The organism is Pseudomonas sp. 8AS, from assembly GCF_902506505.1.
Classification (GTDB): Bacteria; Pseudomonadota; Gammaproteobacteria; order Pseudomonadales; family Pseudomonadaceae; genus Aquipseudomonas.
Genome location: NZ_LR733406.1, coordinates 2,023,828 through 2,049,483, shown reverse-complemented (window position 1 = coordinate 2,049,483; position 25,656 = coordinate 2,023,828). Strand labels below are relative to the sequence as shown.

25 protein-coding genes, 1 other RNA gene and 1 pseudogene are annotated in these 25,656 nt (G+C 63.7%); 3 read left to right on the top strand and 24 right to left on the bottom strand.

From position 1 onward, the window contains the following. Window positions 1-86: 86 nt before the first annotated feature. The 8 genes and pseudogenes from GV001_RS09615 to GV001_RS20350 form a co-directional block, all read right to left on the bottom strand. Complete coding sequence (locus GV001_RS09615; protein WP_160079404.1) at window positions 87-1,034, bottom strand: FecR domain-containing protein; 948 nt, start codon at window positions 1,032-1,034, stop codon at window positions 87-89. Between the two features lie 3 nt (window positions 1,035-1,037). Beyond that, a complete protein-coding gene (locus tag GV001_RS09610) occupies window positions 1,038-1,550 on the bottom strand; it encodes a sigma-70 family RNA polymerase sigma factor (protein WP_160079403.1) in 513 nt (170 codons plus the stop codon). Window positions 1,551-1,734: 184 nt separating this feature from the next. Then, a complete protein-coding gene (gene recR, locus GV001_RS09605; protein ID WP_160079402.1) occupies window positions 1,735-2,334 on the bottom strand; it encodes a recombination mediator RecR in 600 nt (199 codons plus the stop codon). 171 nt (window positions 2,335-2,505) lie between these two features. Next, on the bottom strand, window positions 2,506-2,832 hold the full coding sequence (locus GV001_RS09600) for a YbaB/EbfC family nucleoid-associated protein (protein WP_074940389.1): 327 nt from the start codon (window positions 2,830-2,832) through the stop codon (window positions 2,506-2,508). Window positions 2,833-2,854: 22 nt separating this feature from the next. Beyond that, window positions 2,855-4,945 (bottom strand): DNA polymerase III subunit gamma/tau, encoded by a 2,091-nt coding sequence (dnaX, locus tag GV001_RS09595; RefSeq protein ID WP_160079401.1) that lies wholly within the window; start codon window positions 4,943-4,945, stop codon window positions 2,855-2,857. Window positions 4,946-5,174: 229 nt separating this feature from the next. Continuing rightward, window positions 5,175-5,271, bottom strand: an RNA gene (ffs, locus tag GV001_RS09590) — signal recognition particle sRNA small type. A gap of 89 nt (window positions 5,272-5,360) precedes the next feature. Further along, complete coding sequence (locus GV001_RS20355; RefSeq protein ID WP_372238583.1) at window positions 5,361-6,140, bottom strand: methyl-accepting chemotaxis protein; 780 nt, start codon at window positions 6,138-6,140, stop codon at window positions 5,361-5,363. Between the two features lie 78 nt (window positions 6,141-6,218). Further along, window positions 6,219-6,995 (bottom strand): annotated as a pseudogene (locus GV001_RS20350) (MCP four helix bundle domain-containing protein); the annotation flags it as partial. Window positions 6,996-7,132: 137 nt separating this feature from the next. Here GV001_RS20350 and GV001_RS09580 point away from each other — a divergent pair. After that, window positions 7,133-7,765, top strand: coding sequence for a hypothetical protein (locus GV001_RS09580; RefSeq protein ID WP_160079399.1), 633 nt, complete (start codon window positions 7,133-7,135; stop codon window positions 7,763-7,765). 134 nt (window positions 7,766-7,899) lie between these two features. Beyond that, the gene (locus GV001_RS09575; RefSeq protein WP_160079398.1) at window positions 7,900-8,184 is read left to right on the top strand and encodes an HU family DNA-binding protein; all 285 of its coding nucleotides are present in this window, start codon (window positions 7,900-7,902) and stop codon (window positions 8,182-8,184) included. Window positions 8,185-8,223: 39 nt separating this feature from the next. On the opposite strand, the gene GV001_RS09570 is transcribed toward GV001_RS09575, so the two are convergent. From GV001_RS09570 to GV001_RS09505, 14 genes are all read right to left on the bottom strand, one after another. After that, on the bottom strand, window positions 8,224-9,237 hold the full coding sequence (locus tag GV001_RS09570; RefSeq protein ID WP_256664990.1) for a lipopolysaccharide assembly protein LapB: 1,014 nt from the start codon (window positions 9,235-9,237) through the stop codon (window positions 8,224-8,226). Between the two features lie 28 nt (window positions 9,238-9,265). Beyond that, window positions 9,266-10,234, bottom strand: a complete 969-nt coding sequence (locus GV001_RS09565; protein WP_160079396.1) for a type II secretion system F family protein — start codon at window positions 10,232-10,234, stop codon at window positions 9,266-9,268. 12 nt (window positions 10,235-10,246) lie between these two features. Further along, window positions 10,247-11,233 (bottom strand): type II secretion system F family protein, encoded by a 987-nt coding sequence (locus GV001_RS09560; RefSeq protein WP_160079395.1) that lies wholly within the window; start codon window positions 11,231-11,233, stop codon window positions 10,247-10,249. After that, window positions 11,230-12,657, bottom strand: coding sequence for a CpaF family protein (locus GV001_RS09555; protein WP_160079394.1), 1,428 nt, complete (start codon window positions 12,655-12,657; stop codon window positions 11,230-11,232). Before GV001_RS09555 ends, GV001_RS09560 begins: the two co-directional genes overlap by 4 nt. A gap of 3 nt (window positions 12,658-12,660) precedes the next feature. After that, window positions 12,661-13,881, bottom strand: a complete 1,221-nt coding sequence (locus GV001_RS09550) for an AAA family ATPase (RefSeq protein WP_160079393.1) — start codon at window positions 13,879-13,881, stop codon at window positions 12,661-12,663. Continuing rightward, window positions 13,875-14,369, bottom strand: coding sequence for a TadE/TadG family type IV pilus assembly protein (locus GV001_RS09545; RefSeq protein ID WP_160079392.1), 495 nt, complete (start codon window positions 14,367-14,369; stop codon window positions 13,875-13,877). The genes GV001_RS09550 and GV001_RS09545 overlap by 7 nt, the downstream gene beginning before the upstream one ends. After that, on the bottom strand, window positions 14,369-14,842 hold the full coding sequence (locus GV001_RS09540) for a TadE/TadG family type IV pilus assembly protein (protein ID WP_178091818.1): 474 nt from the start codon (window positions 14,840-14,842) through the stop codon (window positions 14,369-14,371). Before GV001_RS09540 ends, GV001_RS09545 begins: the two co-directional genes overlap by 1 nt. Window positions 14,843-14,852: 10 nt before the next feature. Then, window positions 14,853-16,124, bottom strand: coding sequence for a Tad domain-containing protein (locus GV001_RS09535; protein WP_160079391.1), 1,272 nt, complete (start codon window positions 16,122-16,124; stop codon window positions 14,853-14,855). A 13-nt stretch (window positions 16,125-16,137) separates the two neighbouring features. Beyond that, entirely contained in the window at window positions 16,138-16,356 is a 219-nt protein-coding gene (locus GV001_RS09530) for a hypothetical protein (RefSeq protein ID WP_256664893.1), read from the bottom strand. A 64-nt stretch (window positions 16,357-16,420) separates the two neighbouring features. Then, window positions 16,421-17,890: a type II and III secretion system protein family protein gene (locus GV001_RS09525; RefSeq protein WP_160079389.1), complete on the bottom strand. Its 1,470-nt coding sequence runs from the start codon at window positions 17,888-17,890 to the stop codon at window positions 16,421-16,423. A 70-nt stretch (window positions 17,891-17,960) separates the two neighbouring features. After that, window positions 17,961-18,761, bottom strand: a complete 801-nt coding sequence (gene cpaB / locus GV001_RS09520) for a Flp pilus assembly protein CpaB (protein WP_160079388.1) — start codon at window positions 18,759-18,761, stop codon at window positions 17,961-17,963. 12 nt (window positions 18,762-18,773) lie between these two features. After that, window positions 18,774-20,096 carry an AAA family ATPase gene (locus GV001_RS09515; protein ID WP_160079387.1) on the bottom strand — a complete coding sequence of 441 codons (1,323 nt, stop codon included), beginning with the start codon at window positions 20,094-20,096 and terminating at the stop codon, window positions 18,774-18,776. A gap of 2 nt (window positions 20,097-20,098) precedes the next feature. Continuing rightward, entirely contained in the window at window positions 20,099-20,626 is a 528-nt protein-coding gene (locus GV001_RS09510; protein WP_160079386.1) for a prepilin peptidase, read from the bottom strand. A 44-nt stretch (window positions 20,627-20,670) separates the two neighbouring features. Continuing rightward, the gene (locus tag GV001_RS09505) at window positions 20,671-20,871 is read right to left on the bottom strand and encodes a Flp family type IVb pilin (RefSeq protein ID WP_160079385.1); all 201 of its coding nucleotides are present in this window, start codon (window positions 20,869-20,871) and stop codon (window positions 20,671-20,673) included. A 415-nt stretch (window positions 20,872-21,286) separates the two neighbouring features. Here GV001_RS09505 and GV001_RS09500 point away from each other — a divergent pair, with 415 nt between their 5' ends. After that, window positions 21,287-22,162, top strand: a complete 876-nt coding sequence (locus GV001_RS09500; RefSeq protein WP_160079384.1) for a response regulator transcription factor — start codon at window positions 21,287-21,289, stop codon at window positions 22,160-22,162. A gap of 133 nt (window positions 22,163-22,295) precedes the next feature. Here the strand turns inward: GV001_RS09500 and ligA are convergent, their stop codons facing one another. Both ligA and zipA read right to left on the bottom strand, forming a co-directional pair. Further along, a complete protein-coding gene (gene ligA, locus GV001_RS09495; protein WP_160079383.1) occupies window positions 22,296-24,677 on the bottom strand; it encodes an NAD-dependent DNA ligase LigA in 2,382 nt (793 codons plus the stop codon). 62 nt (window positions 24,678-24,739) lie between these two features. Continuing rightward, window positions 24,740-25,552 (bottom strand): cell division protein ZipA, encoded by an 813-nt coding sequence (gene zipA / locus GV001_RS09490; protein WP_160079382.1) that lies wholly within the window; start codon window positions 25,550-25,552, stop codon window positions 24,740-24,742. Window positions 25,553-25,656 lie beyond the last annotated feature (104 nt).

Sequence of the window (25,656 nt, the reverse complement as noted above, 5' to 3'; positions counted from 1 at the left end):
TGACGGGCCGGATCGACCCTGTTAACCCTGAAGCCAAGCGAGATCGGAAAAGGGGAACCGTCGATGCAAGATATTTTCCGGCGCACTCAAGTCGCAGCCGCTTCGCGCGGCTCGACGCTGATCCACCAGGGCAGGCGGCGCACCACGCGCACCGGCAGGCTGGCCTCCAGGGCGCCGAAGATGCGCTCACGCTCGGCCAGCGGGAAAGCGCCGACCAGGCGCAGCTCGGCCACCCGCGGGTCGCAGCCGAGATAACCCTGTTGGTAGCGGCCAAGCTCGGCGATGAAATCGCCCAGGCGCATGTCGTCGGCCAGCAGCACGCCGCGGGTCCAGGCCTGGCGGGCCGAATCCAGGGCCTGCGGCGCACTGGCCTGGCTGCCGAGCAGGCGCTGCTGCCCTGCCGCGATCCGCACCACCGGCGACAGCAGCTCGATGCTGCCGGCATAGGCCGCCACCTGGGTGCCACGCTCGCGCTCATGCACGCCGAAGCGCCCGGCCGTTGCGCACAGTCGCCCGCGAGCGGTATCGATCAGCAACGGCCGGCTATCGGCCAGCGCCTCGATCAGCAGCTCGCCGCGATACAGCGCCAGGCGTCGCTCGCCGGCGCTGAAAAACAGCTCCACGGCACTGTCGGTGTTCAGCCACAGACGGCTGCCATCGGCGAGACGCGCCTCGCGCACCTCGCCCACCGCCGTGCGCTGGCTGGCCTGCCACTGCTGCCAGGGCAGCGCGCGGCCGGCCAGCAGCAAGGCGCTGCTGGCGCCGAGCAGCGAGAGCAGCTTCAGTGCCTGCCGACGCGGCAGGCCTTGTGCCTGCAACGCCTGGCGCGCCACCTGTGGCTGCGCCAGTCCCTCGAACTGTCGGCTGATCGCCTCGACCCGCTGCCAGGCCAGGCGATGCTGCGGCCGCGCCTCCAGCCACGCCTGCCAGCGCGCATGCTCCTGGGCGGCCAGGCCTTCGCTGCGCAGCAGGGCGAACCATTCGGCGGCCTGCTCCAGCACGGCATGTTCGATACCCTCGACGATACGGGCCATGCTTCAGTCCTGCGCCAGAGTCAGGCAGTGCAGCATGGCCTGGGCCATGTACTTCTTCACCATGCGCTCGGAGATGCCGAGGCGGCCGGCGATCTGCGCATAGGTCAGGCCATCGAGCTGGGCCAGGAGGAAGGCCTCGCGCACCTTGCCCGGCAGGCGCCGCAGCATGGCGTCGATCTGCAGCAGGGTGGCCATGATCAGCTCGCGCTCTTCCGGCGACGGCGCGTAGCGCTCGGCCTGCTGCGCCAGGGACTCCAGGTAGGCACGCTCGATGGCCAGGCGCCGCCAGTGGTTGACCAGCAGCGAGTGGGCGATGGTCGACAGGTAGGCGCGCGGGTCGCGCAGCGGGGACAGTTCGCGCTCCTTGCTCAGCAGGCGCAGGAAGGTGTCCTGGACCAGATCGGCGGCGCTTTGCGTGCAGCCCAGGCGCCGGCACAGCCAGCCCCGCAACCAGCCGTTGTGCTCGAGATAGAGCTGCTGCACGGCTTGCTGCCGATGCGTTGCGCTGACTGCCATGAAAGACCATCCACCTCTTCACACCGAATTGGCGCGAATGGTAATGCTTCTCATGTATGTATACCAGCGTCATCGGTCCTGGCGCACTAGCGCGCAGAGTCCGCGCTGACGGGAGCGCACTGCGCTGCGCCATTCGCGGCTGAAGCCGCTCCCAGGTGGCCGGCGCGGTGCCCCTGGCGGAGGTTCAGTGGGCGATCGGCCGCCTTCCGGCAAAGGCATGGGCCAGCGTGCCGCCGTCCACCAGTTCCAGCTCGCCTCCCAGCGGTACGCCATGGGCGATACGCGACAGGATGATGCCCTTGCCGTCGAGCAGCTGGGCAATGTAGTGGGCGGTGGCCTCACCTTCCACCGTCGGGTTGGTGGCCAGGATCACTTCGCCGAAGCTGCCCGCCTCGACCCGCGCCAGCAGCTCAGGAATGCCGATGGCCTCCGGACCCAGGCCGTCGAGTGGCGACAGATGGCCCTTGAGCACGAAGTAGCGCCCGCGATAGCCGGTCTGCTCGACGGCGAACACATCCAGCGGCCCCTCGACCACGCACAGCAGGCTGTCGTCGCGGCGCGGGTCGGCGCACTGCGGGCACAGCTCGTCCTCGCTCAGGGTCCGACAGCGCGTGCAGTGCCCTACCCCCTCCATCGCCGCGCTCAGCGCCTGGGCCAGGCGCAACCCGCCACTGCGATCGCGCTCGAGCATCTGCAGGGCCATGCGCTGGGCAGTCTTCTGCCCGACCCCGGGCAGGATGCGCAAGGCGTCGACCAGTTGGCGGATCAGCGGGCTGAAGCTCATGGAGGTATACCGTAGGAGATGGCTTTGAAAGACAGACACGGAGCGAGGGGCGATCAGACGCAGTGCAGAGCAAGGCGCAATTCGGCCCGGGCAGCGGAGTTTACTGGCCGTAAATGAGCATGCCCGGGCCGAAGTGCAACACAGCTATGCGCTGTGGCTGGACGTCCCGGTTTAGAAGGGCATTTTGAAGCCGGGGGGAAGCTGCATGCCGGCGGTCATGCCGGACATCTTGTCCTGGCTGTTCTGCTCGACCTTGCGCACGGCATCGTTGACCGCGGCGGCGATCAGGTCTTCCAGCACTTCCTTGTCTTCCTGCATCAGGCTGTCGTCCAGGGTGATGCGCTTGACGTCGTGGCGACCGGTCATCACCACGCTGACCAGGCCGGCGCCGGACTGGCCGGTGACTTCGGCATTGGCCAGCTCTTCCTGCATCTTCTGCATCTTTTCCTGCATCTGCTGAGCCTGCTTCATCAGGCCTGCCATGCCACCTTTCATCATGATGGGTTCCTCAGCTATCCAATTAGGTATTCAGGGGTTCGATGGAGTCGGCGCGGATCACCGCACCGAATTGTTGAATCATCTGCTGCACCAGCGGGTCGGCGTGAATCGACTGTTCCGCCAGGCGCTGGCGCTCGGCGCGCTTGCGCGCAGCGGCCTGGGCCGGGGTTTCCTGCTCGGGCAGGATCAGCTCGATGCGCAGCTCGATGTTACGCCCCAGGTGCTGGTTCAGCGCGTCATTCAGACGACGCTGCTGGGTGGCATTGAACAGCGCGCTGTGGCCCGGGTCCAGGTGCAGCAGCCAGGCGTCGCCATCGGCTTCGATCAGGGTGCAGTTGGCGCCGATGCTGCCGGTCATGCCGGACAGGCCCAGGCGCGGGAACAGGTCCAGCCACTCGGCCGCCAGGCCGGTGGCCGGCTTGGCCGCCGGCAGCGGCTCGGGCTCGGCTTGCACCTCGGCGGCCGACACGTCGAAGTCGTAGTCGAGGCTGTCGCCATCCACTTCGGCATAGTCGTAGTCGCCGGGCGGCGGCTCGTCGTCATCGCCCTCCTCGGCCTGCGCAACGGCCGGCAGCACGGCGGCCGGAGCCGGCACCGCAACGACAGGCGGCGGCTCGGCCGCGACCGCCACAGGGGCAGGCTCGATCGCCGCCACCGGCTCCGCGACCACCGGCTCGACCAGCGGTTCGGCGACGGGCTCGGCAACCGGCAATGCGGGCTGGCTCGCCGCTTCCCAGGGCAGGTCGACGACCGGCGCCTCGACCATACTCGGCGCGCTGGCCGGAGCCGCCACAGTGGCCGCCACCGGCACTTCCGCAGGCGCAACGGGGGCAGGCACCGGCTCGACCGCTGCAATCGGCGCGACGACAGGGGGCGGCGCCGAAACTACGGGCGCGGCAACGACGGGAGATGCGATAGAAGCCGGCTGGGCAGCAAGGGCTGCGCCGGCCACTGGGTTGTTCGTGGAATCAGCTGTGGCCTTGCTGATTCCCAGATCCTTTAAAGGTGAACGGGGCGCCCCGTCGGCATCCGCCGGGCGGAACGCCAACATGCGCAGCAGGACCATCTCGAAACCGCTGCGCGGGTCTGGCGCCAGCGGCAGGTCGCGGCGGCCGATCAGGCCCATCTGGTAGTAGAACTGCACGTCCTCGGCCGGCAGCGCCTGGGCCAGCGCCAGGACCTTGTCGCGGTCGCCCTGGCCATTGTCCACCGCCTCCGGCAGGGCCTGGGCCACCGCCACCCGGTGCAGCACGTTGAGCATCTCGGAGAGCACGCCGTTCCAGTCCGGGCCTTGCTCGGCCAGATGGCGCACGGCCTCCAGCAGCGCCCGCGCATCGCCTTCGAGCAGCGCATGCAGCACGCCGTAGACCTGACCGTGGTCGAGGGTGCCGAGCATGGCACGCACATCGGCGGCCAGCACCTTGCCCTCACCGAAGGCGATGGCCTGGTCGGTCAGGCTCATAGCATCGCGCATCGAACCATCGGCAGCACGGCCGAGCAGCCACAGGGCGTCGTCCTCGAACGGCACGCTCTCGGCAGTCAAAACATGGGTCAGGTGCTCGACCACCCGCTCCGGCGGCATGTTCTTCAGGGAGAACTGCAGGCAACGGGAGAGAATGGTGACCGGCAGTTTCTGCGGGTCGGTGGTGGCCAGCAGGAACTTGACGTGGGGCGGCGGCTCTTCGAGGGTCTTGAGCAGCGCGTTGAACGAGTGCGTGGAGAGCATGTGCACTTCGTCGATCAGATAGACCTTGTAGCGCCCGCGGCTCGGTGCGTACTGCACGTTTTCCAGCAGTTCGCGGGTGTCCTCGACCTTGGTGCGGCTGGCGGCGTCGACTTCGATCAGGTCGACGAAACGCCCCTCGTCGATCTCGCGGCATACCGAACACTCACCGCACGGCGTGGAACTGATGCCGGTTTCGCAGTTCAGGCACTTGGCGATGATCCGCGCGATGGTGGTCTTGCCCACCCCGCGGGTACCGGTAAACAGGTACGCATGGTGCAAGCGCTGGCTGTCCAGGGCATTGATCAGGGCCTTGAGCACATGGGTCTGGCCGACCATTTCGCGGAACGAGCGCGGACGCCATTTACGTGCAAGAACCTGATAACTCATCGAAAACCGTCGCGTCTGGGTAACAGAGGGGCTAATCCTAGCGGAGCACCGGGTAAATTGCATCCGCGCCGGCGCAATGCCCGGTCGGGAACTGACACGGATGAGCGCTGGCACCGCGAGGAAGGTGCAAGAGGCATGCTTTCGCCCTGCCAGGCATGGCTAGGCGGCAGAGAAGACGAAGCGGAGGTGGCGCTGGAGACAGACAACCCGGAGCGGGTTATGGAGGCGGTCCCGCCAGCCACACCCCGGCACACGATGTCACCGCTGCGGCTGCTCCCTTCCGGGCCTGACCGGGTTCACGGCTGATCGTTGCGGGGGGACCGACGGAACCACCATAACGAAGCCCGTCAGGCGACGGGCCGCGCCATTGTACTGGTTAAGAGCAAACTTACAACTGCTTCAACCACTTAGAGTGCTAAACCCGAAAACGTCCGACCAGTTGTGCCAGGCCGCTGGACAACTCGGACAGCCGCGCACTGGCCTGGGTGCTCTGCTCCGAGGTCAGCGCCGCCTCATTGGACAGGTCGCGAATATCGCTGATGTTGCGCGCGATTTCCTCGGTCACGCTGCTCTGCTCTTCGCAGGCGGTGGCGATCTGCGCCGCCATGTCGTTGATCCGTGCCACCGAGTCGCCGGTGGCCGACAAGGCGCCATCGACACCGGCGGCACGCTCGACGCTGTCGCGGGCCTTCTCGCTGCCCGTGTGCATGGCCTTGACCGCATTCTGCACGCCGATCTGCAAGCGCTCGATCATCTGCTGGATGTCCTTGGTCGAGTCCTGGGTACGCGCGGCCAGCGCCCGCACCTCGTCGGCGACCACGGCAAAACCGCGGCCCTGCTCGCCCGCACGGGCCGCCTCGATCGCCGCATTCAAGGCCAGCAGGTTGGTCTGCTCGGCAATGCCCTTGATCACCGCGAGAACCGCACCGATGTTGGCCGTTTCCTGCTCCAGGGTCTGGATGGTGCTGGAAGCACTTTCCACCTCGTGGGCCAGCTGGCGGATGGCCTGGATGGTCGCACCGACCACCTGCGCCCCTTCGCGGGACTGGGTTTCGGCCGAGCGCGCCGCGTCCGCGGCCTGCTGCGCATTGCGCGCCACCTCATGCACGGCGCTGCTCATCTCGGTTGCCGCGGTGCTGACCTGATCCACCGCCGCGTGCTCGCTGCTGATCAGGCGATCATTGGCGGCGGCCATCCCGGCCAGGGTCTGCGCCGAATCGGCCACCTCGCCGGTGACCCGGCCGACCTCCTTGATCAGCGGCTGCAGCTTGTCGAGGAAGCGGTTGAAGGCATGGCTGAGCTTGCCCAGCTCATCGCGCGACAGCACATCCAGGCGCACCCGCAAGTCGCCGTCGCCGTCGGCAATCTGCTCGATGCGCTGCAACAGGTTATGCAAGGGGCGCGTCACCAGGATCGGGAATCCCAGCACCAGCACGACACAGACCGCCAGGCCGATGGCGATGGTCAGCCCTTGCTGCCAGCGCAGCTCCTCACCCAGGGCAATAGCCGCGGCGCCTTCGGCATTGGCCGCACCATCTTCCAGTTCGCCCAGCTTGTCGATCGAGTCGCGCATGGCTTCGAACTGCGCTTCGCTGTCGCCATAGCTGAGCGCCGAGGCCGCGGCCGGATCGCTGGCCAGCAACTGCAGAACCCGCCTGGAAGTCGCCTGCCATTGGCTAAAGCCACGGTCGAAATCGGCCACCAGCTTGAGCGCCTCGGCGCTGGGCTGCATTTCGGCGTACTTGTGCACTCGCTCGTAGGCCTGCTGGGCATTCTCGGCATGGGCGGCGCGCAGCGCAGCTGCATGTTCGCCGGCGCCCTCATCGAGCAGGCTGCGTTCGGCGACGAAGGCCTGGTACAGGTCACGGTCGGCATTCAGCAGCAGGCTGATGGCCGGCAGGGAACGATTGCTCAGGCGCGTGCTGGAATCGGCCACCTGGCTGATACCACGCATCCCCAGAAACCCCATGAGCACCAGCAGCACCGCCAGCAGGAGTATCGGCAGGGCAATCTTCCAGCGGAAGCCAAGGTCGGCGAAGAAACGCGGCATGGGGAAACTCCAGACAGGACGGCAACTTGTTGTTATGTCGGTAAGCATAGCCAGTTTCTTGAGCGCCCCGGCGCCCCGCCTGGCCGCGTCGGAGCGGCTCTGCTAGCCTGCGCGCCCCGGCACAGGAAAGGACTCGTATGCGCCGCTTGCCCTCTACATCAGCCTTGGCAGAGACCTGCGGCGATGAACGCCCGCTGAGCCGCACCTGGCTCTGGCACGGGCTCAGCCTGTTCAGCCTGCTGAGCTGTGCCGGCTGGGCGCTGCTCGGTGGTTTGTACACACTGCAGGTGCAGGATGTCGGCGGCACCCTGCTCGGCGGAATCGGCGGTGCCCTGGCGCTGCTGGCCTTGCTCGCAGCTCTGGCCGGCCTTGGCCTGGCCTGGCTGCTCGGCATGAGCGGGGCACGCCAAACCTGGGGGCTGACCTTCCTGCTGCTCGGCGGCCTGGCACTCAAGCAATGGCTGGGTTACCCGGCCGAGCATGTCGGCTACCTGATACTCTCGCCGAGCCGCGAGGAACTCAGTGGCTATGTGCTGATCTGTGCGATCGCCCTGTTCACCGCCGTGCTGCTTCCCAGGCGGCGGCTCGCCACGCCGGGCCGGCTGCGCTGGATGCTGGGTGCGGGCCTGGCGCTGAGCTGCCTGTACAGCCTGCTGCTGTTGCTCGGCCAGGTTCAGTCGAACAACCTGCCCTATTGCGCATTCGATGCCGACAGCGGCCAGCAGCTGACCATCTGCCTGGGTGATGAACCGCGCGTATTGATCGACTGAAACCGCGACACCCACTCGGCCCCTGCGGCAATCGGCCAATGCCGGCGTGACGATGCTTTGTGGTAGCGTGCCCGGCGAGTCACCCGTCAGCCAAGCTGCGCTGGCGGCCATTTCCCCTTTGCATGGAGTGCCCCATGGCCATTACCAAAGACCAGCTGATCGGCGATCTTGCCGAAGCCATTGACCTGCAGAAGAACGATGTGCGCGCCCTGCTCGAGCAGCTCGGCGAAATCGTCGCCGATGCCCTGGAGAACGACGGAGAAATCAGCCTGCCGGGTATCGGCAAGCTGAAAGTCAGCGAGCGTCCGGCACGCACCGGGCGCAACCCGCAAACGGGCAAGGCGATTCAGATCGCCGCGAAGAAAGTGGTCAAGCTGGTGCCCGCCAAAAGCCTGACCGACGCACTCAACCAGGCCTGATGCATCACGCCCCGGAGTCGCCACGTACTCCGGGGTTGCTCAGGGCCCTACCGTCACTTCGCCAGTGGGTACTACCGCGAACGCTTCGACCGCCGCCGCCCCCTGATTGACTCCATGCTCGCGAATGCGACGGATCTGCTCGATGCGCCGCAGGTTCTCCGAAGCCATCTCATAGTGCGCGGGCGATTGTTCGATCGCGCTGCGGAAGAACTGCTCGGCGACATCCAACTTGCCTTCGACCAGGCAGATATAGCCCACATCATTGCTCGCTTCCGCCCGGCTCTCGACCTGTTCGAAAGCCGACAAGGCGGCCTCGTAGCGCCCCATGCGCGCCAGCAACAGGCCATAGTTGCGCCACAGCGGCTGATAGCTGCTGTCGTAGCTCAAGCCAAGACGGTATTGCTGCTCGGCCTCCGCCCAAGCCCCGGTCAGGTAGAGGGAATAGGCCTTGCTGTTGGCCACCAGGGCCGAACGCGGGTCGATCTGCGCCGCCAGCCCATAGTAGGCCGCTGCCGTAGCGGCGTCGTTGCCCAGATCCGCCAGCACACCCATGCCGTTGTAGACCTTGAGCGGCGAAGCGGCATCCACCTTCAGCGCACCGACCTCGCTCCCGGTCGCATTGCCCAGACGCTTCTGGTCGGCGGCAATCGCCTTGCCCAGCAGCTCCCGGGCGCCATCCGGACGGCGCAAGGCCAGCTGCAGCAGGCCCATCTCGGTGAGCGCGGAGAGATTGTCCGGCTGATTCTTCAAGACATCGGCAAAGGCCATTTCAGCCAGGTGGTTGTTACCGCGGTCGCGATGAATACGGCCAACCGCAACCAGCGCCTCGTACTGTTCCGGATCCAGCTCGATGGCCCGCAGGTACTGGTACAACGCCTGATCCAGCGCCCCCGCCTGATAGGCCATGTCAGCCATGCGGATGGCCTGCTCGGGCGACTCGGCCTGCTCCTGTACCTGGTAGAGCACCGAGTTCTTGCCACCATAGATTGACGACTGGTCAACGCCACCTTGTTTCGAACCCATGTTCTGGCAACCGGAAACCGCAGCCAGCATGGCCAACAGCAGAATGTTCCTGTTCATTTCATAGTTTCCCGAAAGTCCTGAGGATCCCGACGATCACGGGGCCGATTGCCACGAGGAAGAAACTTGGCCAAAGGCAGAAAATCAGGGGAAATACCAGTTTAGTCCCCACTTTGGCAGCCTGCTCTTCCGCCGCCTGGGTACGCCGGTCGCGGAACTCTTCCGCATACACACGCAAGGTATCCGCCACGCTGGTGCCGAAACGGATGCTCTGTGCCAACAGACTGACCAGCCCTTGCACATCCTCCAGTCCGGTGCGTTCGGCCAGGTGCTTGAGCGCCTGGGTGCTGGGGATGCCGGCGCGGATTTCATTGTTGACCTGGGCCAGTTCCTCGGCCAGCTCCGGCTGGCTCACCAGCATCTCCTCGGCCACTCGCTCCATGGCTTGCGGCAAGGCCAGACCGGACTCCACACAGACCACCATCAGGTCCAGGGCATCCGGGAAAGCCCGCCGCAAACGCGTCATGCGCCCTTCCTTGCGTTTGTCCACATAGAGCGCGGGCAGCAGCCAGCCGATACCTGCAGCCACCGCAGCCATCATGAAACCGATGTTCAGGGACAGCTTAGGCAGAAACGGCAAGATGAGAAACACACTGGCCAGCGCCAGCAGAGGCAACAGCACGCGCACCGCCCAGTACACCTGCACCGCCGAAGGCGAACGATAGCCCGCATGGGTCAGCAGCTGGCGCGTTGGCGAGCTGCTCTGCCGATCATCCTTCACGAAGCGCTGACCGACCTGCTCCAGCAGCAGCTGCAGGTTGCCCGGCCCACCATAAGCGGCAGACGCGGCGCCGTGGCCGCGCTTGATCATGCCGAGGCGACGCTGCACCGGGTCCTGCAGGCCGATAACCAGCAGCGCCAGGGTTACCACCAGCAACACGGCACTCAAGGCGATGCCACCGACGAACAAGAGGCGGGCCAGTTCTTCGTTATCCACAACCCGATTGATCAAGCCGAGCAGATAGTCCATGACAACCTCCTTCTAGACATCGATCCGGATGATTTTGCGAATCCAGAAGATGCCCAGCAGCATGGCGATGAAGGCCGCGACCACCAGCTTGCGGCCGAATGGATCATTGACCAGCAGCGGGATATAGGTAGGCGATGTCACCACTATCGCGCCGGCCAGGACAAACGGGATGGCCACCAGCACCCAGGCCGACATGCGTCCTTCGGCGGACAGGGTCTTGACCTTGCGCTGGAAGCGGAAGCGACCGCGGATCAGACTGCCGATGCGCCCGAGCACCTCGGTCAGGTTGCCGCCGCTTTCGCGGTGAATCAGGATGGTGGTGACCAGCATCATCACCGTCATGCTCGGCATGCGTTCGAGCAGGCCGAGCATGGCACGGCGCACATCATTGCCGTAGTTGATGTCGGCAAAGGTCAGGCCGAACTCATGGGCCACCGGTCCCTGGTGTTCCTCGGCCACCAGGCGCAGGGTCTCGTTGAACGGATGCCCGGCGCGCAGGGCGCGCACCATGGCATCCAGCGCATCCGGCAGGCCCTCTTCGAAAGCAGCGAAGCGCTTGGCGCGGTCGCTGGAGATTTTCAGAAACGGAATGCAGAAGGCCATCGCGCCCAGGATCAGGGCGGCCCACCAGAGATTCAGCAGCAGCCACACCCCCGCGCCGGCGGACAACCCGAGCAGCAAGGCCAGAGCCACCACCCGATAGCTACGATACTCATGCCCGGCCTGCTCGATCATCTGCGCCAGCTTCTCGAACAAAGGCAGCTGCTCCAGGCTCGCCTCCAGCGGCGACAGGTGCTTGAGGTACTTCTGCCGCAGCACCGTCTGCATGTTCGGCAGGCTGTTGGCCCGTTCGAGCAGATGCAGGCGCGAACGGATGCGCTTGCGCATCTTGCCGGCCTCGCCGAATACCGGCACCACCACGCCCTGGCTGAGTAGGAACACGGCGGTGAAGACCATGCCGAGGAAGGCCAGGATGTATTCGCTGGGAATCTGGCTCATGACGGCAAGGCCTCCATCCAGTCCGGGCGGAACAGATTCAGCGGCAGATCGATACCACGCTTGGCCAAGGTGTCGCGAAACGCCGGCACCATGCCGGTGGGCCGGTAGTCGCCGAGCACTTCGCCATGCTCGCCGATGCCATGGCGCTCGAAGCCGAAGATCTCGGTCATGGTGATCACCTCGCCTTCCATACCATTGATCTCCTGCACGCTGACCAGGCGTCGCTTGCCGTCTTCCTGGCGCTCCAACTGGATCACCACGTCGATCGCCGAGGCCACCTGCTGGCGCATCGCCTTGATCGGGAAAGTCGCGCCGGTCATCGATACCATGTTCTCGATGCGGCCCAAAGCATCGCGCGGGGTGTTGGCGTGGATAGTGGTCAACGAACCGTCGTGCCCGGTGTTCATCGCGGTGAGCATGTCCAGCGCCTCGGCGCCGCGCACCTCACCGATGACGATGCGGTCCGGGCGCATGCGCAGGCTGTTGCGCACCAGCTCGCGCTGGTTCACTTCGCCGCGCCCCTCGATGTTCGACGGCCGGGTTTCCAGGCGCACCACATGCGGCTGCTGCAACTGCAGTTCGGCGGAGTCTTCGATGGTGACGATGCGTTCATTGTCCGGAATGAAGCTGGACAGCACATTGAGCATGGTGGTCTTGCCGCTGCCGGTGCCGCCGGACACCAGCACATTCAGGCGCCCGCGTACCACGGCCTTGAGCATCAGGGCCATGGCCGGCGTGAGCGTACCCATGCCGACCAGGCTCTCGGCATTGAGCAGATCCACCGCAAAACGGCGAATCGACAGGCTCGGGCCATCAATGGCCAAGGGCGGAATGATCGCATTGACCCGCGAACCGTCCTTCAACCGGGCATCCACCAGCGGCGAGGACTCATCGATGCGCCGTCCCAGGCTGGAAACGATGCGATCGATGATGTTCAGCAGGTGCTGGTCGTCGCGAAAGCGCACATCAGTGCGCTGCAGCTTGCCGAAGCGCTCGACATAGATCGAGGCGAAGCCGTTGACTAGGATGTCCGATACGCTGCGGTCGGCCAGCAGCGGCTCCAGCGGCCCCAGACCGAGCACCTCATCGGTGATCTGCTTGATGATCAGTTGCCGGCTCTGAGCCGACACCGGAGCGGAATGCTCGTCGAGCAGGCGCTGGCAGATCTCGCGAATCTGCCGGATCGCATCGCTTGGGTCCAGGGAGTCGAGCAGCGACAGGTCCATGACCTTGAGCAGTTGCTGGTAGACCTTCTCGCGCCACTCGCACTCCACGGGGTTGAGCTGGGTGCGGGTCTCATAGACCTCCGACGGCGTGGAAACCTCCCAGGCCATGACATGCGGCTCGGCCACCTCGGCGGCCGGCGCCTTGCTGGCAGCCGGCGCCGGCTGCAGGCGCAAGCGATTGCGGAATTCGCTCAACATGGCTCACCCCCTGAAAATGCGGCTGAAGGTACGTTTGAACAGGCCCCGCTCATCGGCTTCAGCACCCGCCAGCTCCTGTTTCAGCGTGCGCAGGGCCTGACTGATGGGCGCACGGGGCGCCAGCAGTTCCAGCGGCACGCCACTGTTCTGGCTCTCGCTGACGGCGGTGAAATCATTGGGCAGGCGCTGTATGTCGGGACAGCGCAGGGACTCGCCGATATCCTGCAAGCTGATCGGCGCGGCCTTGTTGTACCGATTGACCACGATGTGCAGACGATTGCTCTGTACGCCGAGGTCGTTGCGCAGGATATGCACCAGGCGACTGGCATCCTTGAGGTGGCTCAGGCTCTGCTGCAGCAGGATGTAGCAGTGGTCGGCCTGCTCCAGGGTGATGCCGGTCAGGTGATCGATCTGCCGAGGCAGATCCACCACCACCCAGTCGTAGCTGCTACGGGCCAGCTGCAGCAACGCCTCCAGCTGTTCCAGGCGCACGTCCTGGGCCAGGCACAGATCGTTGGTGCGCCCGCCCAGCACATGCAGGGTCGGGCTGAAGTGGCTGCAGAAACCGCGCAGGGCCACGCTGTCCATCTCGTCGATCTGCTGCATGACTTCGACATGGCTGTGGGCCGGGGCCATGTCCAGGCAATGGGCAACGCTACCGAACTGCAGGTCGAGGTCGAGCAGCAAGGTGCTGGCACCGCTGGCACTGAGCTGGTGGGCCAGGTTGCAGGCGAACATGGTGGCGCCCGAGCCGCCCTTGGCATTCATCACGGCAATCAGCTTGCCGGCACCAGCAGGGCCGGCATGGCTCTCGCGCAGCATGCGCTGCAGAGCCCCCAGCAACTCCGAGTCCACCACCGTGTCGGAGAGAAAATCACGCGCCCCGGCCTGCATGGCCATACGCATGCCTTCACGTTCCTCCAGTGGCCCGCATACCAGCAGTGGCGGGCGCTCATGCACCGGGTGCTGGAGCAGCGCCGAGAGCTCCTCACGCCACAAGTGGCTGACCCACAGCAGCAGGAAGTCCGGGAATTGCTCCAGGCCGTATAAAGGATCGGTGTGCCCATTGCTGACCAGGCGCGTAGTCACTTGCAAACCGGGCACTTGCTTGCAGATAGCCTGCAAACGCTGCAGGGCTGCTGCGTCGCGGCTGCTGATCAGAAGGTGCAAGCCTTGCTTGCCTGGAGTGCTGGACGGCGCGGGAGCTTCTCTTAGCTTTAACATGGTGTGGGTACCTCACTCTCGCCATCAGAGCCGAGACTTTCGCGGGGAATAGTCGACCTGAATACAGGCAGGGTGAACGCTCCGCGAAATCCAGGAATCAATAGTTCAAAGGGAAAATTCTCTACCCGCAGTTGCACATAGCGGATCGCACTGAAACCGCTGGCATTATCAAGATCGCCTGGGTTGGACACCGCCACGCCGTTCACGTCCAGGTAGACCAGGGTCAGGTCGGCGGTTTCCAGGCTACCGATCAACTGGCTGGCGCCTGCCTCGGTGGCCGCATTGAAAATCGCCCGGCGCAACACCACCGGATCCTGGATATTGCATACCGCTGCTAGGCGAGCGCCACGGCGCACCACCTCACCCAGGCCGTTGACCGTGAAATACAGCCGGCCCATCTCCAGCACACCGAACAGCAGGGTAAATAACAGCAGGCCGATGATGGCAAACTCGACCAGATACACCCCGCCCATGCGCTTTCTGTTCATCACAGAACCCTCATCACAATGGTCGCGACCAGGGGGAGATTCAGCGCAATCGCGTTACCGAAGAAGCCCGGCAGGCTACCGCCGCAACTGCCCGCACCGATCACCGGGCAGAAGGTGTAGGTGATGCTCACCTGCACATGCTCGGCGTCCGGCGTGGTCACCTGAACATTCTCAGGCGTCAGCCCAGGCACCACCGGCGTACCGGTAGCAGACGGCACGCCATAAACCGCAACATTCCTGATCTGCGCTTTCAACCCCTCACCCAGTTCGGTTTCGCCATTGTTCCAGGCTTCGCTGGCGGCATAACGGCTGGCATCGCGGCTGGCCTGCAGCAGGCTGTTGTACTGGAACAGCATGCGGCCGAACTCGGCGATGGCCAGCAACAGCAACAGCAACAACGGCAGGGCGATGGCGAACTCCACCATTGCCACGCCACGCTGAAACCTGAGCCGCCTGCCGCCATCTCTGCGCATCGCACACCTCCTAGGAGTCGTTGCTCGGGGTCTGAGCGTTATCGATATAGGTTTTGTAGAGTTGGATCGTCAGCTGATCAGACGACCCGCAATCCTCGACAAACTGGCCGAATACCTCCTTCACCGCGCCCTGCTCCACCTTCTGGAACAGATAGAAGCAACCCGTTCCAAGCACCGGCAGAGTAGTGGCCCCACTCCCCGCTGCCGAACAGTCTCCGATCACGACATTGAGAATGCGCCGCTCGCGCTTGCCCGTGCATGTTCCGGGGTTATTGGCGCAGGTTTCGCTGGCCTCCTGCCAATCCTTGATATCGACCAGATCCGCGGCACCGGCCCATAGGTCACCACGTTCACCACCATCGGAGACCCCCTCCCCCTGGTACGTCGGGGGATCGCCGGTCACCAGCGGCTCGCTGTAATTGGTGTACCAATCCGGCCGGCAAGCCTCACCGACAGGACCGCTGTACTGCCCCAAGCGGGTATTCAAGCCCTGGGCCACTGGGCCCCAACTCATACCGGGCTTGGTAACCACTGTCCCCCCCACGCACTGTTTGATTCCGTTGCAGAAAGCCTCGCGAATATCCGCAGCACCGGAAGCGCCGGGAAAATCCAACAACTGACAGTTGCCGGCGCTTGGGCTGCCGGGAGTACTGCACGTCAGCTTTACCAAATCACCAAATTCATACCCCCAGAAATTGCCATTCTCAGGATCGTGTTGAGCCTCATTGCCGCACACCATTATGGGCACGACCCCACACGGTGGCGGCCCGGCGGTAGCAATGGCCGCCACGGCCTTGTCGCCCATGCCACCATTGCCGAATGACTGGGCGAAACTCCAGAAGAAGCCGGTCAAGGAGTAACTCGGCACCGACACCCGGACAAAGCGGGCATCCACCGGTCCGGGGAAAGAGAACGGCCCATAGACGCTGTTCGACAGCTCCACGATGGCAAAGGCCCCAACCCCCTCGGTGCCGATGCCGCTGTCGAGTTCGCCGTTGCCGGCGGCATCGGCGTTCAGACGCAAAGTGTTCAGCGCCGCATCCCGAGCCTGAATGGAAGCACCACTGCTGCCCATCCCCAGCTGCAATGTCTTGGCGCCGCTCAACGCTGCGGCATCCACCGCATTCTGCAAGCGCGTCTTGTTGACCAGCATGTGGCCACCATCCAGCGCCAGAGCTGCCATCAACAGAATGGCAACCAGGGCAATGACGATCAGGACGATTACAGCTCCCCGCTGGCGTTGCGGCAGCGCGGTTGAGCGGCGCGGCTTGCGGAGGCTCATGATGCAGACTCCTCTAGTCGATATTGATCTGGATGGGCTGACCAATCTGGCTGGCATCGCCGGTCTTGCCGCGATAACCCTCCAGGGCCTTTTCCGTCACCGGCCCATCTACACCGGTTGGCGACACCTCGGTACCCGGGTTGGCAGCCAACTCCTTGTTGGCTATCTGCTCGTAGTTTGTGGCATAGATCGTCTGGCCCAGAGAGCCGACCCGTGCTTCTTCATAGGTCATGCAGCTACTCACGGCAGTGAGCACAAGGACCGGTAGAAATAGAGTTTTCATCGCATTGCCTTCCTTATCTGAGGTCGTGGCCGAAGCTGCTGCCGGTTACACCAAGGCTGACCGGCACGACACGCCCGGGCTGATCGCCCTTGGTCTTGCCCAGCAGGTAGAAATCCAGGTCACCGGGCTCGACGAATTTCTCCGTCGGCAGGCGCACCAGCTTGGCGTCCACGGGTTTGGCAATGTGCGGGGTGACCAGGATCACCAGTTCGGTCTCGCCCTTGATGAACTCCTGACTGCGGAACAGGTGTCCGATCACCGCGATATCGCCCAGGCCGGGGAAACGACTGACCAGATCGCGGGTGGTTTCGTTGATCAGGCCGGCGATGGCGATGGTCTGTCCGTCCGCCAGCTCTACGGTGGATTGGGCGCTGCGCTTGGTCAGCGAGGGAATGACTTGACCGACCCCATCACCCAAGGGGGTATCCAGACCGGTGTCCAGCACCAGGGCATTGGCGTTGGAAATCTCGCTGACTTCGACATTCAGGTTGAGGTTGATCCGCCCGGCATCCAGTACCACCGGCAGGAAGCGCACACCAACCCCGAACTCCTTGTATTCGATGGTGATGCCATCGTCCTCGGTGATGGGCACCGGGAACTCACCGCCAGAAATGAACTCCGCCTGCTGCCCGGTCAGGGTTACAAGAGTCGGCTCGGCCAACACCTTGGCCGAGCCATTGTCCTTGGCGGCGTCCAGCACCACATCGAAGAGAAAGCTGCCCGAGGCAAACTGAGCCAGAAAGCCCTTGCTGTCTCGCAACAGGCCGTTCTCGACCAGGGAAGAGCCGCCATTGAAGCTGCCGATTTCCCAATTGCCAGCGGAACCAATCGCCAGGAAATTCACGCCGAGGCGCTTGACCAGATTGCGCTGCATCTCCGCGACCTTGACCTCCAGCATCACCTGCTGGCCGCCACCGACGGTCAGCAGATTGATCACCTCCAGCGACTCGGTCGGCGCTGCCTCGGCGGCCTGGCCTTCGCCCTGGACGATGCTCGAAGTCTGCGCGGTGTAGGTCTTGGCCACCTTGACCGCGGTATCCATGGCCGCGGCGCTGCTCACCTGGCCACGCAGGACCAACGAGCCCTGGGCGCTGAATACCTCGATCGGCTCGTTGGGCAGCAGCTCGTGCAGCTTGGTCTTCAGGCCGCCAAGGTCATGCACCACCTCCAGATCGAGGCTGTCGATCAGCTTGTTACCGCCATCCCACAGCAACACATTGGTGCTGCCCAGGGAGCGGCCGAGCAGATAGAGCTGGGTCGGGCTGGTGATCAGGATGTCGGCGATTTCCGGGTTGCCGATCGAAATGCGCTTGACCGGGGCTCGCGTGCTGAGCACGCGAGACTTGTAGATCGGCACTTCGATGTTGCCGTTATTGGCCGCCGGCATGGCGGTCACCGCGGACTCCGCCGCCTGCGCCAGCGGCAGCGCCAGGCAGACACCGATTAACAGCAATGCTGAACTCATCACTCGAATGCTTCGCATGTCCCTCTCCTTGCTGAAAGGTCACCCGCTCCATGAGTCGGCGGGCTTGTCCTGGCGCCTGAGCCAGTGCCTAGAGCTGTACTTTCGCTACGTTCACATCGGTACCGCGAATGATGGTCACGCCACCGCCACCGCTGCTGCGGCGAACCACCGGAGGCTTCACGGGCTCAGGTGCCGGCGCTGGCTTTTCCACTACCGGTGCTTCCACCGGTTTCTTCTGATTGTCCAGCGGGTTGCGCAGCGCCAGTTGCAGGCGTCCCTCGGCCATGGCCTTGACCAGAATCTCGGCCTCCTTGGGCATCATTTCCAGGGTCACGGATCGCACCACCACCGGCTGGGTTTTGTCGGTACTGGCGGTCTGGTCGACGGCCAGCACGCGCAGATCCTCGAGGATGGTTTTCGATTCGGCTTGGTTACTACTACCTGTGCGCTTGGTTGCCAGCACGTCGACCCGGTTGCCCGGCAGCAGGAAGCCGGCTACCCCCACCACATCGTCGACCCGAACCGCGACGGCACGTTTTTCCGACTCGATCAGCGAAGCCAGGGTGCTGCCACCCAGGTGTTCGGCCATGCGTGCCCCACGAACGATGTCGCCGCGCAACATCTGAAAGGTGGCAATCTTGCCGATCACCTTCTCCGTTGCATCGAAGGCGTCGTCGGGCGCCGTCGCCTTGGGCATGCGCACCAGACTGACATGCTGCGCCTCGACCATGGTGCCGAAGGGAATTTCCACCGCGGCCACCACCACGTTCTGCGTGTTGTCGTCGGCGTTGGCATTGAGACGGCCGCTGAGCCAGTTGTTGGCCATCCAGGCGGCGCCCAGGCCCAAGGCCAGGGACAGCACTATCAGGGTGAGAGTACGAGAGCTCATGTCTGTATCTCCTTATCCAAGAAAGTCGAGCTGCACGAAGTAATTGCGCCAGGCCCACTCCAGTTCGCGCGGCGAGAGTGGGCCGGAGTCGTCGAGGTAGCGCTGACGGTCAAGCGCCATGCCCAGCAGGTCGCGGGGATGGCAAGGCACCAGGGGCATCCCCTCGGCCTCATACAGCCCCTGCAGCACATAGCGCAGCAGGACGGGATCGAAGGCGATCCCCAAACGCTCGCACTCCTGCCGCCAGATCCGCTCGTATTCCTCGGCTTTCAGGTACTTGAAGTGCAGCTTGTAGCCGATGCGCCGCAGGAAGGCCTCGTCGGCCAGCTCCAGCGGATTGAGGTTGGTGGAGAACACCAACACCAGATCGAACGGCAGCTCACAGTGCCGCCCACCACCGAGGTTGAGGAAGTCGCGGCGCTCCTCCATCGGCACGATCCAGCGGTTGAGCAGATCCGCCGGTGGCATGCGCTGACGGCCCATGTCGTCGATGATGAACATGCCATTGCTGGCCTTGAGCTGCAGGGGCGCCTGGTATTGGCGGCTGTAGGGGTCGTAGCGGATATCCAGCTGTTCCAGGCTCAGCTCACCGCCGGTAACCACGATCGGGCGCTTGCAGCACAGCAGGCGCCGGTCGATGCCTTCATCGAGCAGCAGATGGTTCTGCTGCAGATCTTCATCCAGGCGCTGATGCACCTGCGGGTCGTATATCTCGATCACCGACTCATTGATGGCGATGGCATAGGGCACCCAGATGGCCTCGGCGAACAGCCGGATCAGGCGGCTGCTGATATAGGTCTTGCCGGTACCGGCCGGCCCGTAAATCATGATGGCGCGGCCGGAGTTTAGCGCCACACCCAACTGGTCGAGCATGCCATCGGTCAGCACCACACTGCTGAATGCTGAGTGCATGTCGCGAGCGGTGATATTGCCGTGGTGGATGGTCTGGACTTTCAGTAGCGAGCGGTAGGCGCTGACCGGAAATGGTGCTGGGCCGAGGTAGCCGCTGCGTTCCAGGGCATCGCGCGCAGCCGTACGCCCCCGCTCGGTCAGGCCATAGCGCAATGCCTGCCCTCCCGTCTGCCCCAGCACTTCGACCCGGCCATGCTTGCGCAAAAACTGCAGCACCTCTTCCAGCACGGCCCCGGTCAGCGCCATACGCTCAACCAGCCTGGGCATATCCAGTACGCCGGCATCGTGCAGATGCTTGCAGAGCAAATCACCGAGGAAATTCTCGCTCAAACCGGTTTCACGGATGCTCTTCGGCTGAGGGGCCAGCCGCTGCACCGCCTCACGCTCGCTCGGGTAGGAGTTGCTATCGCTGATGGCGTACATGATTAGCCTCCCAAACTTCCAAACGGGTGCCAGAAGACAAACGCAAATGTGCCTAACATGATCGCCACCGCATAAGGAAATGGCTTAGCCGCTACCTCATCTGCTGCCGGAGGAAGATAAGAGCGGGCCCGCAACATCAGAAAATAACGCGATAAGGTTTGTAATGACTGACCGTGAACAAGAACAATCAAAAAGCCACAGAGCGCGCCAACCATCAAACTATAAGCAGCACTCCATATAGCGCCTTGTGCAGAGAGAAAACTCCCTACCATGGCCATCAGCTTTACATCGCCAGCAGCCATACCTCTGGCAATATAAAGCGGCAGAAAAACTGCCAGCCCCACCAACAAACCCAAACCACTGGTGGCTAGCCCAGCAAGGCCACTGCTGTAGACCTGGCTGGAAACACCTAAAGCCATACCCAACAAAACAAGAGAGTTAGGAATGCGGTGGCGGAAAATATCGCTCGCCACCGCAGCACTCAGCAGTCCAACTAACAAAGCAGAAAAAACCATCTGCTCCATGGACATAAATACCCCTACCTTAACATTGTCTATTAATCCGGGATGGCCGATTACGCTCCGCAACCCGCCGCTCCCATGACGCACTCCCCAAGCTCTGTGATTTGCGTAGCCACGTTATCCCCTAAAATAATAAACGCACCAACTGCGGCAAGTGTCACCAGCCCACCGGCTACGGCGTACTCGACGATAGTCAGCCCGTCTTCGTCTTTCAGAAACTTCACCACCGAAGTTTTGATAATTTCAAGTTTCATTTCGCCCACCTCACTCAACTAGTTGTTTGAAACAGTACTGCAACCAGGTTTCCCACCTAGCCTGTAACTCACCCTAGTAAGGCCCTGAAATATGGGTTAGGAGATTTTTGCCGAACGCTAGGATTTTTTTGCGCATGGCACGGCATGGCGGCCGGCGATGCGGCCGGCACCAGACAATAAGGAGGGGTTGCAAGGGCAGCTGAAAACGATTCGCAAGAGACAGACGGTCATCGACTGGCACATGCATGAACATGAGCCATACTCGCCTAAGTTACTTATGTATCAAGGAATTTACAGACTAGAGACGGCATAGACAAAAAGTGAATAAGCAATATGCACGTTGAGTATTGGAAATAGTGGCACCCTGACAATACTCATCACTTTAGAGAACAAGAACATGTGCCGAGATAAGTAGATGAAGTCTAACTCCGCCCCCCTCCAGCGAAAGCCATTGCTGCTATGGCTCGACCTTACCCATGATCGCTCGTCAGAGGAGCTGATCGCGCAGTTCCGCGCGACCTGCGATTGCCGGCTGGCCAGAGACTCCAGCCTGGCGGAGCGCGAACCCGGGCAGCAGCCGGACATGATCTGCATGCACTTCGACCGGCCGGACGCACTGGGCCTGAATCTGCTGCTCGAGGTCAAGCGCACCGCCCCCTCGATCCCCATCACCATGTTCACCGTGCAGCATTCCGAAGAGCTGGCTGTATGGGCCATGCGCGCAAAGGTCTGGGAATACATGGTGCTGCCACTGCCCGATAGCGAGAAAAAACGCTACCTGCATGCACTGGAGCAGCTCTGCCAGCTGCGCTGGAGTGAGGAGTTTCATACCAAGAAGCCGCTACTTGAACACGGCAACCGCCTGCCCGAGAGCATCCGCCTGACCAAGGAACACCAGAAGCATCAGGCGCTGCAGAAGGCACTGCAGCATATCGATCAGCACTTCCGTGAAAGCATCGACCAGAAGGACCTGGCCCAGCGCTGCGGCATGACCCCTTTTCGCTTCTGTCGCCTGTTCAAGGAGACGCTCGGCCAGGGCTTCATGGAGTACATCCTGCACAAACGCATGGATTTCGCCCGGGAGTTGCTGAGCAATAGCCAGATGCCGATAACCAACATCGGCTATGAAGCGGGCTTCAAAGACCCCTCCTACTTTGCGCGGGTCTTCAAGCAGCTGCTGGGCTGTACACCCAGCGAATACCGCAGCGAATGCCGGCCGGCGGCGATGCCCGGTGCAGCCGATGAGGGCATTGAGGAAATGGTGGGAGCCCGCAGCCATGCCCGGTATTGAGCGGAAGGCCAATACAGGCACGAGTGTCAAGGCTCGCTCACACGCTGCACTCAACAAGTAGAAGCGCCAACTGGCTAACCGGGCAACATGGATAGCAAGCTGACTGCCCTTGCACGCTGCGCTGCAAGCTCCGTTACAGCTGCCCCACCCCGTAATCGCTCAGCGCCGCAAGAAACTGCGTCTCATCCAGCACCCTGACCCCTAACTCGCTGGCCTTGGCCAGTTTGGAGCCGGCGCCCGGCCCGGCGACCACGCAGGTGGTCTTGGCCGAGACCGAACCGGCGACCTTGGCCCCGAGCCCCTCCAGCTTTTCCTTGGCGATATCGCGGCTCATCACTTCCAGGGTGCCGGTCAGCACCCAGGTCTGCCCGGCCAGCGGCAGGCCGGCGAGCTGTTTCTTCTCGCTGCCCCAGTGCATGCCGAACGCCAGCAGCTGCGCCTCGATGGCGCGGGCCCTGGCGACGTTACCTTCCACCGCGAAGAACTCGCGCAGCGACTGCTTGGCCTTCTCGTTGAGCCCCTTCATCACGCTCAGTTCCAGCCAGTCCTGGCTGAGGGCGATGACTGCGGCCAGGCTGCCGGCCTTGTCGGCCAGGTTGCGCGCCCCGGTGGCGGCAATGAACGGGATGTTCAAGCGATCGATGAACTCGCCCAGAGTGGCGCACGCGGCGAACTCGGCATGCAGCTCGCCCTCCTCCTGCAACTGCAGGCCGCGTTCCAGCAGCAGGGCGATGACGTTGCGGTTGTGCGCGTCCTCGAAGAAGCTGTGAATCTCGTGGGCCACTTCGCCGCCGACATCCGGCAGCCAGGTCAGCACTTCGGGCAGGGCCACCTGGATGCGCGCCAGCGAGCCCAGGGCGCGAGCCAATAGTTTGGCGGTTTCCTCGCCGACATCCGGAATGCCCAGGGCATAGATGAAGCGTGCCAGGGTTGGCCGCTTGCTCTCGGCGATCGCCGCCAGCAGGTTGCGCGTCGACAGGTCGGCAAAGCCCTCCAGAACCACTACCTGCTCGTAGGTCAGGGTGTAGAGGTCGGCCGGCGAGGCGACCAGGCCGCTATCCACCAGCTGTTCGACTATCTTGTCGCCCAGGCCTTCGATGTCCAGGGCGCGGCGCGACACATAGTGGATGATCGCCTGCTTGAGCTGGGCGCCGCAGGCCAGGCGGCCGACGCAGCGGTAGACCGAGCCCTCGCTGAAGGTCTCCCGGCCCTTGCTGCGCTTGACCAGCTGGGTGCGCTCCACCGCCGAGCCGCACACCGGGCACTGCTCGGGAATGTGCACCGGCCGCGCATCGGCCGGGCGGCGCTCGATGACCACCTGCATGACCTGCGGGATCACGTCGCCGGCGCGGCGGATGATCACCGTGTCGCCGATCATCAGCCCGAGGCGCTGCACCTCGTCCATGTTGTGCAGGGTCGCGTTGGACACCACCACCCCGGCCACCTTGACCGGTTTCAGCCGCGCCACCGGAGTCACCGCGCCGGTGCGGCCGACCTGGAACTCGACATCCAGCAGTTCGGTCAGCTCCTCGCTGGCCGGGAACTTGTGGGCGATGGCCCAGCGCGGCTCGCGGGCACGGAAGCCCAGTTCGCGCTGGTAGGCCAGGTCGTTGACCTTGAACACTACGCCGTCGATCTCGTAGGCCAGGCTGGCGCGCCGCTCACCGATATCGCGGTAGTAGGCCAGGCACTGGTCGGCGCCCTTGACCAGTTTCAGCTCGCGGCTGATGGGCAGACCCCAGACTTTCAGTTGCTGCAGGATGCCCACCTGGGTGGTCGGCAACTCGCCTTCGACCCGGCCGATGCCGTAGCAGCAGAACTCCAGCGGGCGGCTGGCGGTGATCCTGGGATCAAGCTGGCGCAGGCTGCCGGCCGCCGCGTTGCGCGGGTTGGCAAAGGGCTTGCCGCCGCTTTCCAGCTGGCGGGCGTTGAGCTGGTCAAACCCCTGTTTGGCCATAAACACTTCGCCACGCACCTCCAGCACGCTCGGCCAGCCCTCGCCCTGCAGCTTCAGCGGCAGGTTGCGGATGGTGCGCACATTGCTGCTGATGTCCTCGCCGGTGTTGCCATCGCCGCGGGTGGCGCCGCGTACCAGAAGGCCATTCTCGTACAGCAGGCTGACGGCCAGGCCGTCCAGTTTCGGTTCGCAGCAGTACTCGATCTCCGCACCGCCGCCGAACAGGTCGCCGGCCGGCAGGTCCAGCCCCTCGCGCACGCGGCGGTCGAAATCGAGCAGGTCGCTTTCCTCGAAGGCGTTACCCAGGCTGAGCATCGGCACTTCATGCTTGACCTCGCCGAAGGCGCTGAGCGCCGCGCCGCCGACGCGCTGGGTCGGCGAGTCGAGGGTGACCAGCTCGGGATGCTGGTCTTCCAGGGTCTTGAGCTCGTTGAACAGGCGGTCGTACTCGGCATCCGGGATGCTCGGCTCGTCCAGCACGTAGTAGCGGTGGCTGTGCAGATCCAGTTCGGCGCGCAGGGCGAGGATGCGGGCGGCGGCGAGGGTGGCGTCGGTCATGGCGGGCGGTCTCTCAAACGAAAAGAGCAGCCGGGGCTGCTCTTTCTGTGTCACGGCGGCGATTAGCGCTTGTGGGTCAGCTTCTTGCGCTCGAACTCGGCGATGCGCTGGCGGTAATGCTCGATGGTCTGCGCGGTCATCACGCTGCGCTGGTCATCCTTGAGCTCGCCGTTGAGTTCATGGGACAGCTTGCGCGCGGCGGCGACCATCACGTCGAAGGCCTGCTTCGGATGACGCGGCCCCGGCAGGCCGAGGAAGAAGCTCACCCCGCGGGTGCTGAACAGCTCGATGTCGTCCAGGTCGAAGGTGCCCGGCTTGACCGCGTTGGCCATGGAGAACAGCACTTCGCCGTTGCCGGCCATGCTTTCGTGACGGTGGAAGATGTCCATCTCGCCGAAACGCAGGCCGCTTTCCAGGATGTTCTGCAGCAGCGCCGGGCCATTGAACACTTCGCCTTCGCGGGCCACCACGTTGATCACCAGCACTTCCTCGACCGGCAAGGCTTCCTTGGCCGGGCTCGGCTCGGGTTCGGGGCCATCGTCGACCGGGTTGAGCAGGGTCGGCACCGGTTCTTCGGTATCCAGGTTGAGGTCGCCCTGCTGCGGTTCGATGTTGCGCCGGCGATTGAGCTCGGTGGCGCTCATCGACGGCATGTCTTCTTCGCTCAGGCCCGGCTCGCGCTTGCGGTCCAGCACCCGCGGCGGGCTGAGCAGATCCGGGTCGGAATCGTCGTCCGGCAGGTTGCTGAAGCTATGGTCCAGTTTGAACTTCAGTTTGCCCTTGCCGCCCCGCATGCGGCGCCAGCCGTCAAACAGAATGCCGGCGATAACGATGATGCCGATGACGATCAGCCATTCGCGCAGACCGATTTCCATGAAGTTTTCGAGCCCCTGAACCAGTAAATATGATGATGAAAAAGGGCTTCCTGCCCCTGAAAAACGCGGACAACTGTATGTTCTTACAGGTATTTTCCGCGTGT